At 64.5% G+C, this 11,658-nt stretch carries 12 protein-coding genes and 1 tRNA gene; 4 read left to right on the forward strand and 9 right to left on the reverse strand.

Annotation, left to right across the window (positions count from 1 at the left end; translation table 11 throughout):
- Positions 1 to 9 precede the first annotated feature (9 nt).
- From D7Y61_RS00960 to D7Y61_RS00985, 6 genes are all read right to left on the reverse strand, one after another.
- The gene (locus tag D7Y61_RS00960; protein ID WP_345776213.1) at positions 10 to 2,106 is read right to left on the reverse strand and encodes a YjbH domain-containing protein; all 2,097 of its coding nucleotides are present in this window, start codon (positions 2,104 to 2,106) and stop codon (positions 10 to 12) included.
- Between the two features lie 44 nt (positions 2,107 to 2,150).
- On the reverse strand, positions 2,151 to 2,924 hold the full coding sequence (locus D7Y61_RS00965) for a capsule biosynthesis GfcC family protein (protein ID WP_180864591.1): 774 nt from the start codon (positions 2,922 to 2,924) through the stop codon (positions 2,151 to 2,153).
- Complete coding sequence (locus D7Y61_RS00970; protein ID WP_219627746.1) at positions 2,921 to 3,610, reverse strand: YjbF family lipoprotein; 690 nt, start codon at positions 3,608 to 3,610, stop codon at positions 2,921 to 2,923. Before D7Y61_RS00970 ends, D7Y61_RS00965 begins: the two co-directional genes overlap by 4 nt.
- A gap of 11 nt (positions 3,611 to 3,621) precedes the next feature.
- Positions 3,622 to 4,728: a polysaccharide biosynthesis/export family protein gene (locus tag D7Y61_RS00975; RefSeq protein WP_180864592.1), complete on the reverse strand. Its 1,107-nt coding sequence runs from the start codon at positions 4,726 to 4,728 to the stop codon at positions 3,622 to 3,624.
- Between the two features lie 89 nt (positions 4,729 to 4,817).
- Positions 4,818 to 5,114, reverse strand: a complete 297-nt coding sequence (locus tag D7Y61_RS00980; protein WP_180864593.1) for a hypothetical protein — start codon at positions 5,112 to 5,114, stop codon at positions 4,818 to 4,820.
- A 109-nt stretch (positions 5,115 to 5,223) separates the two neighbouring features.
- The gene (locus D7Y61_RS00985) at positions 5,224 to 5,757 is read right to left on the reverse strand and encodes a phosphatase PAP2 family protein (RefSeq protein ID WP_258010165.1); all 534 of its coding nucleotides are present in this window, start codon (positions 5,755 to 5,757) and stop codon (positions 5,224 to 5,226) included.
- A gap of 168 nt (positions 5,758 to 5,925) precedes the next feature.
- Here D7Y61_RS00985 and D7Y61_RS00990 point away from each other — a divergent pair.
- Positions 5,926 to 6,002 (forward strand) — tRNA-Arg (locus tag D7Y61_RS00990).
- Between the two features lie 866 nt (positions 6,003 to 6,868).
- On the opposite strand, the gene D7Y61_RS00995 is transcribed toward D7Y61_RS00990, so the two are convergent.
- Complete coding sequence (locus tag D7Y61_RS00995; protein ID WP_180864595.1) at positions 6,869 to 7,759, reverse strand: dihydrodipicolinate synthase family protein; 891 nt, start codon at positions 7,757 to 7,759, stop codon at positions 6,869 to 6,871.
- Positions 7,760 to 7,876: 117 nt separating this feature from the next.
- Here D7Y61_RS00995 and D7Y61_RS01000 point away from each other — a divergent pair, with 117 nt between their 5' ends.
- The gene (locus D7Y61_RS01000) at positions 7,877 to 8,341 is read left to right on the forward strand and encodes a GNAT family N-acetyltransferase (protein WP_180864628.1); all 465 of its coding nucleotides are present in this window, start codon (positions 7,877 to 7,879) and stop codon (positions 8,339 to 8,341) included.
- A 7-nt stretch (positions 8,342 to 8,348) separates the two neighbouring features.
- Here D7Y61_RS01000 and D7Y61_RS01005 read toward each other — a convergent pair whose 3' ends face one another.
- Positions 8,349 to 8,906 (reverse strand): GNAT family N-acetyltransferase, encoded by a 558-nt coding sequence (locus D7Y61_RS01005; RefSeq protein ID WP_180864596.1) that lies wholly within the window; start codon positions 8,904 to 8,906, stop codon positions 8,349 to 8,351.
- Between the two features lie 146 nt (positions 8,907 to 9,052).
- On the opposite strand from D7Y61_RS01005, the gene D7Y61_RS01010 reads away from it, so the two are divergent.
- The gene (locus D7Y61_RS01010; protein WP_180864597.1) at positions 9,053 to 9,946 is read left to right on the forward strand and encodes a helix-turn-helix domain-containing protein; all 894 of its coding nucleotides are present in this window, start codon (positions 9,053 to 9,055) and stop codon (positions 9,944 to 9,946) included.
- Here the strand turns inward: D7Y61_RS01010 and D7Y61_RS01015 are convergent.
- Positions 9,894 to 10,724 carry a universal stress protein gene (locus tag D7Y61_RS01015; RefSeq protein ID WP_180864598.1) on the reverse strand — a complete coding sequence of 277 codons (831 nt, stop codon included), beginning with the start codon at positions 10,722 to 10,724 and terminating at the stop codon, positions 9,894 to 9,896. The genes D7Y61_RS01010 and D7Y61_RS01015 overlap by 53 nt on opposite strands.
- 171 nt (positions 10,725 to 10,895) lie before the next feature.
- Here D7Y61_RS01015 and D7Y61_RS01020 point away from each other — a divergent pair, with 171 nt between their 5' ends.
- A complete protein-coding gene (locus D7Y61_RS01020) occupies positions 10,896 to 11,462 on the forward strand; it encodes a TetR/AcrR family transcriptional regulator (protein WP_180864599.1) in 567 nt (188 codons plus the stop codon).
- Positions 11,463 to 11,658 lie beyond the last annotated feature (196 nt).

Raw genomic sequence — 11,658 nt, forward strand, 5'->3', positions numbered from 1 at the left:
GTGGCGGTATCATTTCGCAATGGCGTCGAAGTTTCGGTAGAAAAACTCCGAGTCGCGCTCGGATGTCAGCTGGTAAAGGCTGTGGGAGTGCGAGAGGCGGGCACCACCGTCCCGGTACAACGGGTTCCACATGAAATCGGCGCGGGCACGGGTCGAGCGCGGCAGCATGAAGTCGAAAGGCACCGAGAAGTAGATGCCCTTGTCGAAGCTGCCTTCGCCGAAGTCCTTGGATGAAACGTCGGTCTTGGTGGCGTAGGCGCCCATGGTCACGCCATTGTCGAACATGCGTGCAACGGACACGGTTGCACCCCAGTCCTTGGCGAGATATCGACCTGCGCTGACCGCGCTGATCAGGCGCCGCTGGTCACCCCACAGGTAATAGAGCGTGGCATGGCCCGTGGTCACGCTGTAGTCGCGGAAGCTGAAGCGCTGGTCGAAATCGCGCTGCTTGACCCAGTTCAGCTCGGCGCCCAACGCCCAGCGTTCGTCCATCGGGCGATAGAGGACTTCGCCGCCGACGCCGCCATACATGTACTCCAGCATGCCGGCATAGGCCATGCCGTACAGGTCACGGCCGAGCTGCTTCGTGCCGGTCAGCTGCAGGTTGGGCAGGGTGAAGTCCGAGGTAGTGAGATACTGGCGCACATAGGTACGCACGCGCGGAAGCCGGCTGGGGGCGTCGTACTTGAATTTGTCGTAGTTGTTATAGGCGTTGTAGCTGGCCGTGCCGCTCAGCCAGAGGTTTTCGTTGAAGCGGAAGGTGGCGCCGTACATCCCAGCTACCTGGAACAGGATGAAGCCGTCGGGGCCGCCCACACTCTGCCGGTAGCCGACGTTGAACGCACCGTCGAAGCGCTTCAGCGGGGCTTCGTACAGCGTTTCCGAGCGCCTTGCATACGGGGCGTTCATTTCGACATGGCGGCTGACGGTCGCCAGGTCCGTGCGGTCGTCCAGGTACTGGTTGAACGTCTTGCGTTCGAGGCTGGTCTCGACAACCGGGAGGCCCAGGCGAACGTTGCGCAATGTCCACCAGCTGACATCGGGAGGCGTCTGCGGATCAAGAATGCGTGCCGCACGACCAATGCCCTGTGCCGGGTAGATGAAGCGACGCTGCTCGGCACTGACGATCAGCTCCTGGCCGCTTCGATCAATGCGCTTCACCCGCAGGCCGGCGTTCTCCTCCAGCTCCTGGGCAATGGATGACCAGTCGGTGGGTGTTGTCGCCGAGGTTGTGGCGACCGTCTGCGGCTCGCCCTGCGCTGCAGGGTTGCGGCCAATCGGGGGCGGGTCCATGAGCTTGGTCATGGGCTTGGCCTGGGCAAGGTTGGATCGCAGCGTGATGCCGACCATGGCGGTGTTCCCGCGCTCCCAGCCCAGGTGCAGCAACACGTTGTCGTTCACCGCAAAAACGGCACCCAGATTGATGGGCGAGGACTGCTTCTGGTTGTTGCGCTGCGGCTCGTTGCGATAGTCGTTGCCGTCGTACTCGAGCTTCAGTTGCAGGCGGTCCCAGGGGGTCTGGTAGCTGACGCCGCCAAATACGCCCAGCCGGCCGCGGAACATCGCGCTGGTATTGAAGTCGCCCGGTGTATTGACGCCGGGGCGTTCCTTGAAGCGGTCGTCGATCGCGCCCAGTGGATTGTCCAGGTCGCCACGGTTGCCGATATAGCCGGTTGCCACACCGAGGCTTGCGTCGAACGCGCCGAAGCGCTTGCTGGCAACGACGTACTCGCTTGAAAACAACCCGGTGCCGCCAAGATCGCGCGCGCCGACGGACACTTCCGGGAGCCAGCGTCCTTCCTGCCACAGGCGCAGCTTCAGGTCGATCGACTTGTCCTTGTAATTCTGGTCGCCGCTGAGCCACTGCGAGCCATAACGGCGATTGGCAACCGAAATGTAACGGAAGGAGCCTTCCACCCACGGCAGGGGCTGCATGACCACCGTGTACCGGCTGTACGGCGAGGTGTGGCTTGCGGTAAGGCTGAGCTCGCCTTCTTCGCTCATGCGCGCGGAGGGGGTCTGCAGCAGGCCGATACCGCCCCAGTCGCTGGCGGTGGGGGCGGGAGCTTCCTGGGCATACAGGGCTGCGCTGATGCTGAGGCTCAACAGGGCGGCGCCAGCGCGAGCCAGCGGCAATCGATTACGGCACATCAATCTGGAACTCCCGGCGCGTCCAGCACCTGGGTGGCGAGGAAGCGCGCGGCTTCATCGTTGATATCGGGGGTGGCGGACCGGACGGCAGATCCCACGATGGGAACGTAGATCACCGCTCCGGGCGCCAGCGTTGTCCGTGCGCTACGGTTCCACAGCGCAATGCCGATCTTCGTGATCCGGCCATCGGGCTGGATCACATACAGGTCGTCCGGACTGGCTGCGGGCAGCAGCTCGCATTGGTTGCGGTAGCTGCGCGCATCCTGCATTGCAGCGTGCGGCAACGAGCACGAATGGAGGACGGCACCCACGATGGTCACTGTCTCTGGCCGCGATGGGTAGATCAGTCGATCTCCTGCGCGGGCCGGCCGATCCTGCGGGCGATCGGCTTCCAGGGAGCGCGGCTCGAGCAGTTGCGGTTCGCGCCCGGTAATGGGAAGTGCGCCGAATTCGCGGGCCATCCGGGACGCTGCGTCGGCGATCTCTGGCGCATCTTCAAGCGCTGCCAGTGTTTCCAGGTCGAACAGCAGTCCCGCTTTCAGGCGTGCCTGTGCTTCGACGCTGTTCGTGCGAAGCAGCGCGGCGCCCGCCATGTAGGCATGCTCGTCCGGTGCGGCGGCAAGGGCTGCCGCGCTGAGCCGGGCATCGCTTGCAAGGATGTGGGGTCCCGGCGAGCGAACGTTTCCGAAGGCTTCCACCTGGATGGGAGAGGCCGCTTGGCCCGTGCTGGCGAGTAGAGCGCCAAGGGCCATCACGATCAGTTGCGGCTTCATCGGGGTTGCAGGTCCGGCGAATAGGGTTTGAGCTGGATGATCTCCAGATGGGCATCCGGCGCGATGGCCTGGCGGCTTTTCCATATGAAGCCGCTGGACGGGTCCGCCCAGTAGTGGTTCTGCTGCTTCCAGCCGTCACCCCGCAGCTCCTCGCGCACGTGCAGCAGTTCGCGCGTCCGGCCCAGGATCTCGACGCTCTCCGTGCCCAGCGGGTGCAGGGTGCCGGTCACCTTCATGTTGAAGCGATAGTCCGGCATGAGGTCGTAACGTCGTTCCACGACGTCGCCATCCTTCACCTTGCGCAGGTCCAGCAGCGGGTTCGGCCCGATGATCCGCATCTGTTGCAGCTCGGGAGTACCGCCGTGGGTCGCTTCGATCAGGCCATTGCGCAGGAACACGATGCTGCGTTCGCTGCTGTACCAGGCCTGGCGGCCACCATCCACTGCGCCAAGCACCAGCACTGCGCCGCCAGCAGGTCCGTTGACCTTGATCTGTGGATAGCGGTTGCGTGCAACGTCCTCGGCGCTGGGCTGCACATCCGGCTTGCCCTGCACGGCCAGTTGCACTGCCTTGACGCTGCTGCGACCGACAACACCGCAGCCGGTTGCAGAGACCGCGATGACGGTAGCCAGCAGGCCCAGGCGGAAACTCCGGAGCACGAGGCGGGAGAGAGCGTTCCTGCTCATCTGAAGCCTCGTCAATTGTCCAGATCGTTGCGCGCGCTGGCTGCGTTGCTGATGATGGCGGTGAACGGCAACAGCTGGTTCACGAAGCGGCTCCAGCGTGTCACGCCAGCTGCGCCCACGAACACGACGTCACCCGGCTGCAGGTTGAACTGGCTGGCAACGGCGAATGCGGAGGGCGACTTGGCTTCCAGGTGGAACACCTGCGACGGCGTGTCCTGGAGGTCGTTCGAGCCACGGATCACGTAGACCGCGTTGCCGTTGGAGGTGGTCTGCAGCAGACCGCGCGCGCGACCCAGCGCCTGGCTCAGTGAGATCCCGCCGGTCTTGAAGCTCATGGCGCCGGGCTGGTTCACTTCACCGACGACAAAGACTTCCTTGCGGTCGAGATACGGCACATACAGGTGATCGCCCGCCTTGAGGAAGACGTTCGTATCGCCGCCGCCATTGCGGCCCAGCTCGTCAAGATCAATGGTGAAGGTGGTGCCGTCGCGGGTGAGGCGGACGCCGGACAGGTCGGCCTGTGCCGGGTCGAGGCCTGCCTGGCTGATGGCATCACCGAGGGTGAGCGGAGTGACCGTCAGTGCCACCGTGGCCGGCTGGCGCGATGCGCCGGTGACCCACACGCGCTGGCTGGCATAGGTCAGCATCGAGACATCCACCTGCGGCGCTTCGATGTAGCGGGCCAGTCGGGTGGTGATCTCTTCACGCAGCTCGGCGGGTGTCTTGCCGGCGGCGGTGACCTTGCCGATATAGGGGTAGAACAGCGTGCCGTCGGACTGCACCAGGCGGCCGGCTGCACTGAGTTGCTGCTGCGGGCCTGCCGGGACAGTCAGTTCGGGATGATCCCAGACTGTGATGTACAGGATGTCGCCTGCACCGATCTGATAGGGCCCGGGCTGGTACTGCATCAACGAGGCCGGAAGCCCGGGGGCGCTCTTTGCGCCGCGCTCCATGGCGATGAGCTTGGGCGTGATCGGAATCAACTCGATCTGGTCGTTGCCAATCTGCTGGCTGCTACCCATCAGGGAGTTCGAGCGCATGTGCTGGCCGGGGGCCCACATGCAGCCTGACATGGTGAGGGTGAACGCCATGGCGGCGACGAGACGCTTGCAGTCCATCGTTAATCATTCCTGGCCCGAACGGGCATGAAAAAGCCCTCGCCGAACTGCCGCCCGGCGAGGGCGTGGGTACTACAACGGCGTTTCGATCAGCGGGTGCCGGTCGTACCGGTTGAGCCGGTGGTGCCGCCCGGCGGATTGGTGGTGCCGCCGTTGTTGTTGCCGGCATCGTCGCTGCTGCTGTCTGCGGCGACGCTGTAGACCACAGCTGCGGCTGCAACGCCGAGACCGATGGATGCAGCGGTGGTCAGGGTGCCAGAGGCAGCGGCGCCAGCGGCTTCGGCGCTCGCAACTTCGGCGCTGGTTTCGGTGGCGACAGGAGCTTCCTGAGCGAACACCGGCGAGGACAGACCCAGCAGGGCCAGGGCGGCAATCATCTTCTTCATCTACGGGGTCTCCTACTCCGTGAGGGAAATTTTTCCACCGCTATGTTGGCGGCTATTCGTTTGCTCTGTCAAGGTACATGAAGGAAATGTGGGGTGCCCTTTGCAGTTCTCAGGAGTGCTGGAAAAGCTCAGTCCTGCCGGAGATGAATTTTGCCAGTGCGATGACCAGTTGATGGGTCTGGATATCAGGCAGCGTGAGGGGCAGGAACATTCCGGCAAGCACAGCGGCCGTGGCGGTCACAGCACTCGGGCGTCTGGAAGGTGCTGTGCCGCGCAGCGCCCATGCGCTGCAGCCCAGGCCGAGGCCCAGCCCGGCGATGACTTCAGAGAGGCTGTGCGCGTGCAGGGGGATGCGGGACCAGGCAATGGCCACCGCCAACAACACCCCGCTCATCAGGGCGGCCATCCGGGCGCGTCTTTCGGGTCCCGCCAGCAGCACCCCGACCAATGGATACACGGCGCTGGACATCGCCGCGTGCCCTGAGAAACCGGTGAAGTGCAGGCTCTTGATGCCGATACCCCAGCCCATGAAGGCCAGCTTGGATGCAAGCGTCACACAGGCGGCCACTGCGATGGCGCTGAGCCATCGCGCCTTCAGGCCCGTTTCGCTGCGGGGCAGGGTGAGCAGCAGCACCAGCGCCATTGGCAGAAGCCAACGGCTGTCACCGAGGGCGGAAAGGGACGACCAGACAATCTGCATCGATGGGGCGGGCGGGAGCGGGGAACGTCAGCTTAGGGGTGTTTGCCTGTCCACAGCCTTTCGATGGCTTGGTCCATTCAGCCAGACGCGGTATCCTTCTCCGCTGCCAATGGCCCCGTAGCTCAGCTGGATAGAGCGTCCCCCTCCTAAGGGGAAGGTCGCCCGTTCGAATCGGGCCGGGGTCACCAGAATCAATGGCTTGTGGCATTTGGCCGGCTTGCTGAATGTCTTGACGCGCCATTTGCTCGGTCGAGGCGGCAAGCCTCCATCGCGCGGCCCCAGCGGCAGGTGCGGCTGAATGGTGCCGGAGTTCTACACCGTCGGCGCCATCCTCGCTGGGGAGACTTGAGCTGAGGTCATCTATCCCGCCTTTTCTCACGAAGGGCGAGGAATGCGGCAATTGCGCTTGCAGCGACGCCCAGCAAAAAGCCGAGGACCATTCCGTCGAACCAACCCAAGCTCGCCACATTGCCCCCATGCAAAGATTGGTGCGCGAATAGCGCTCTGCTGCTTGTGTTGTACTGCGAAGGGGAAAGGTATGGCCCCGGGCTTTCGCGGGCCTTACAGAGCTCAGTTCGCGTCTTGGTGTCGCCAATCCCAGGCGATCTGCACCAGCAGATTCAAGCTGTTGTTCCGCGGCGCGTTCACCGCGCGGCTGAGGTGGTGGGCCTCCATTACGTAGCCAAAAGGCACCGCGGCCAGCGCGTAATCAGCGCCGCGCCGGCGCCCGGTCAGGACGATTCAGGCATAGCGTTGTTGCATTCGCAGGATCTTCGACCGCCGGCCCGACCTGCCGCCGTCCCGCGAGCAGCAGCAACCGGTTCGGCAATTGGCCGGCGTCACGGCCAGCATCCCGACAATGGCTGTGACCTTCGCGAGGTTCAGGAGTCGGAGCTAATGTGAGCGGACGCCACGTTGAGTGACGGCCTCGATGTAGTGAGCCTGTCGACGCTTCAGGAACCTGGAAATCTCCGCCTTGATGGGAAGGTCGCCCGTTCGAATCGGGCCGGGGGCACCATCCGCGACAGCCGCGCAGCACCCGCTTGCCGGGGTTCTACAGCAACCGCAGCCCACCCAGCACCGTCGCCACGTCCTCCCGCTCGCCACCCCGCAGCCCCTGCAACGGCAGCGGCAGGCAGTCCTCGCCGCACAGCCCCAGCAGCGCCGCCGCGCAGGCCATGACGCGAATCCCGCCCAACCGGTCATACAGCGACCACAGCGGTGCCAGTCGTGCGGAGAGGGCAATGGCACCCTCGGCATCGCTGCTACCCACGGCGCGCATGATCTGCAGCCCGACCTCCGGGAACAACCCCGCCGTGCTGGAGTACCAGCCATCACACCCCGCCAGCAGTCCGCGCACGGCCGAGGCGTCGCCGCTGATGCCGAGCGTCACGTGCGCGGGGATGCTGGCGCGCAGCGCGCTGACACGTGCGACCGCTTCAGCCGGATCTTCGGGCAGGCGAGGAATCTTGATCGAGGCGACGTTGGGCAACGCAGCGATGCGCCCATGCAGGGCATCGGAGAACTGGAAGTGCGTAGTACGAGGATTGTCGTAGACGCAGATGGGCGTGCGCACCGCGGCACATATGGTTTCGAAAAGGCCCTGCACTTCATGGTCTCTCAGGGGCTGGTAGGACACGGGGGCGAGCAGCAGGCCGGCAGCACCCGCATCCTCGGCATCCAGCGCCAGTTCCAGCACATCGCGGGTACGCAGTGCGCCGATGCCGGCGATCACCGGTACGTCCCCGGCATGCGCGAGTGCTTCGCGCAGCACCCGCTTGCGCTCGGGCTTTTCAAGATAGGCGTAGCTGCCCGTAGAGCCCAGGACGCCCATTGAATCAACACCGGAATCGGCCAGGCGCTCGACCAGTCCGGAAAACGCCTGGGCGTCGATGCCGGTTTCCGAAAGTGGGGTGAGTGGAAACGCACCGAGACCTTTGAACATGCGATCTCCCGAACATGGGGTGGGCTGGACGCCTGGGATTGTTTAATGTCCTATGACATGACTCAAGTGCCGCCATGCAGCGTGCCTGCCCACCACGAACGACGCACCATGAGCGCGATGAAATCGAACATCTGCCCCGTCCAGCCTTCGCACTATGCCGCTATCGCCGGTTGGCCGGAATCGGCCGAGGCCTCCCAGCGCTGGGCGGGGCCCGGCGTACCGTTTCCCTTGCCGCCGGACCGGTTCGCGCATGCGCTTGATCTTGCGGCACGCCCTGGCTGGGTGCTGCTGGACGAGCAGGGCCAGTGCCTGGGTTTCGGCCAGTACTGGATGACTGCAGCCGACACAGCGCACCTGGGCCGCATCATTGTTTCCCCGCATGTACGGGGGCACGGGTTGGGGCGGGCGCTGATGCAGGCGCTGAGTGCACAGGCCATGCGCGAAGACGGCATCCAGCGCCTCACCCTGCGCGTCTATCGTGACAACACGGCTGCCGTGGCCCTGTACCGCGATCTCGGTTTCCATCAGGTGGAAGCGTCCTCAACGCCGGAACTTCTGTTCATGCAGCGCACGTCGGACTGAATCCTGCTCAAGCCGGTGTGGTGGCCTGCAGAGCACACCATTGCTCGCGGGTGATGCGGCTGATGTGTTCGGTGCGGTAGTCGCCAAGGAAGCTGTTGAACTTGTTCACTTCGGTATGGTGATGCTGGAAACCGCATTTGCGCTGCGCGGTGAGCGATTGCTGGTTGTCAGCGAAGTAGCCGCACCACAGCGCTTCCAGCTCCAGCTGCATGAAGGCATGCCGCATCACTTCGCGCACCGCTTCGGGGACCAGCCCGCGGCCCCAGTACGGTACGCCGATCCAGTAGGCGATCTCGCCTTCGCGGTCACTGATCTCGAAGTTGCTGTCCGCGCCGATCAGGATGCCGACACAGCCAATGGCGCGGCCGTCCTCGCGGTGCTGCAGTGCGTAGATCTCCGGCTGGTTGAAGACGGTGTGGATGACTTCGGTACTTTCCTCGACACTGGTGTGCACCGGCCAACCGGCGATCGGACCCACGCGCGGGTCGCGGGCGTACTCGTACAGATCGGCGGCGTCGGTGTCGCGCCAGGGGCGCAGGATCAAGCGTTCGGTGTGAAGTTGCATGTCGATTCGAAAGGGGTAAAGAGAGTGCACAGGCTAGGTCGCCAGGCGCGGCCGGCCCAGAGCGGGACCTTGATGGTTTCGGTACTTTTCGCAACTGATGGCCAGGCCCGGGTATGCTGGAGCCCGGAATACAGCCGGATTGGCCCATGGACCGCGTACCTCAGCTTCTGGACCAGGACGAATCCATGCGTCTGGAGGTCAGCACGCTGGCCGAAGGGCAGGGCGTTCCGTTGTCGTTCGGTCACGCCTATCTGGCGGTACTGGTATGCGTCTCGGGGCGCGCGCGCTTTGCACTGAACTTCCGCGAGGTAGTGGTGCACCGTCATGACGCACTGGTGCTGGCAGAGGACACGCTGGCGCTGCTGCGGCAGCGCTCACGCGGGTTTCTGGCCGTGGTCTGCCTGATGCCCAAGGCGCTGGCATCGGAGGTGGCGTATGTGCTGCCCAATGCACTGTTCAAGTTCCTGCATGATCAACCGCAGTGCCGGCCGTCGCCGCTGGATGTGCCGTTGCTGCAGGGATGGCTGCAGTTGATGATGGACGCGCAGCACAATGGTGGAACGCACCGGCACGTGATGCTGCGCAATCTGCTGCAGAGCTTCTTCCTGAAGATGGCTACGTTGCTGCCGAAGCAGAAGCGGGCGCCAACGCAGGTCAGCCGACGCGAGCGCCTGGCCTGGAACTTCTGGGAACTGGTCGGTGAGCGCAGCACGCGCCAACGCGACGTGCAGTCCTATGCCGACGCGCTGTGCATCACCCCGTTCTATCTTTCGCAGCTGACTCGCGAGTGCTTCGACGAAACGCCAAAGGCGTTGATTGATCGCCAGGTGGTGCTGGAGATCAAGGCGCTGCTGAGCTACAGCGAGCTGCCGATCGGCAGCATCGCCGAGCGCCTGCAGTTCGAAGATGCGTCCTACCTGTGCCGCTATTTCCGGCGGCATACCGGCCAATCGCTGACCGGCTACCGCCGGGCGGGGCAGGTCGGTATCAGTGCGATACGAACAACGGCGCCGGCACTTCTGCCAGCAGATCCTCGGTGACCCCGCCCAGCACCCGCTCCACCACCCGGCTGCGGCTGTAAGGCCCCAGCACCAGCAGATCGGCGCCGGCGTCCAGTACATGCTGGCGGATGGCCGCCGCGATGCCGCCCTGGCTTGAGCTGATGGACTGGATCTCCACTTCAACGCCATGCCGCGACAGGTGCTGGGCCATCTCGGCACCAGGTGTGGCCTCGGCCTTGGGCGTGTCGACCATCAGCAGGTGTACCGCCTGCGCGCGGGCAAGCAGGGGCAATGCATCGGCCACCGCACGCCGTGCCTGCTTGCTGGCATTCCAGGCCACGACGATGCGTCGGCCGACCTGCTCGCCTTTCCAGTGTGGTGGCACCAGCAGCATCGGCACGCCGGTCTGGCGCAGGGTGCCCAGCGGGTGCCAACCAGAAGGGGCGCCGGGAGTACGCGGATAGCCGGCGATGATCAGGTCGCAGTACAGCGACTGCAGGGCCAAATCTGCGCCGCCCAGGTAATCCGAGACGATGCGCAGTTCGGTGCTGATCTGCAGCGGCTCGGACACGGCGCGCAGGTTCTGCATCAGCTGCGCGGTGCAGGCAGCATCCGCGCGCGCCTCGTGGTCCAGCGCGGCGGCGATGCCGGCTCCGCGTGCGAAACCGTTGGCGATGTCGGTGGGGTGTTGGGCGGTGGAGACTGCGACCAGATGTGCCTGCTGCGCCTGCGCCAGATGGGCGGCGAGGTTGAGAACGCGGTTCCCGGTGTCGCTGGCGTCGAACAGCACAGCGATATCGCGTAGTGGATGCAGCATGGCGTTGTCTCCTTCGATGCCTGTGACGCGTTCCCTGTCGTGCACCGACCCGGGTGCACCGGACGCATACCCGTTTTAGCGCAATGGTGATTCGGATGAATCAATCATGATTCAGTCTATTAATTGATGATTCATGCTAGCGTGAGGGTGAACCCATACCTCAGCGCTTTCATGCGACCTGCCGCAGCACGCACCCGCCGCGATCTGCACCACGCCCTGGCAGCCACCTTGGTCAGCCATCCGCGCTGCACGCTCAGCGAACTGGCGCAGGGGGCAGGCATCAGCCGGGCCACGCTGTATCGGTTTGCACCAACACGTGAAGCGATAGACGAAGCACTGTTCGCCGCAGGCTTCGAGCGTCTGGAAGCGGCGGCGGTCTGGTTCGACGAGGCCGTGGATGCACGGCAGGTACTGCCGCAGGTCACCGCCACGCTGCTGGCGGACTGGGAACTGGTGACGCTGCTGTTCGCGCGGATGATGGAAGAGCAGCAGCGCCAGGGCGACCTGCATCTGCTGCCGGAGCGCTGGGCGCCGATCGGCGAGCGCTTCGAGGCGTTTTTCCTGCGTGGCCAGAAGGCCGGCGTGTTCAACGTTGAGTTCAGTGCGGTGTGGCTGGCCGATTTCTACTGGACCTGTTTCTACGGCATTACCTGGTCACTCGCACGTGGTCGGCTGGCCCCGGCCATGGCCGCCTCCACGCTGCTGGCGTCGTTCCAGCAGGGTGCGATGAAATCCTGATCGCGATGCCCGCAGCGCACTTCGCGCCGATCTGGGCCTGCACTGCACCCTGCGCCGAATTCGCGTGACGTCTTGCCGGAAAGGGCGTTCGCACTGCCGGAATTGTGCACGGTGTCGCACTTCCGGGTTGCTACAACTGTGCTCGTCGAACAAGGCCGGGATCGATAAGTTTAAATGAGACGTTCATCACACTTTT

The organism is Stenotrophomonas maltophilia, assembly GCF_013464485.1.
Lineage (GTDB): Bacteria > Pseudomonadota > Gammaproteobacteria > Xanthomonadales > Xanthomonadaceae > Stenotrophomonas > Stenotrophomonas maltophilia_AW.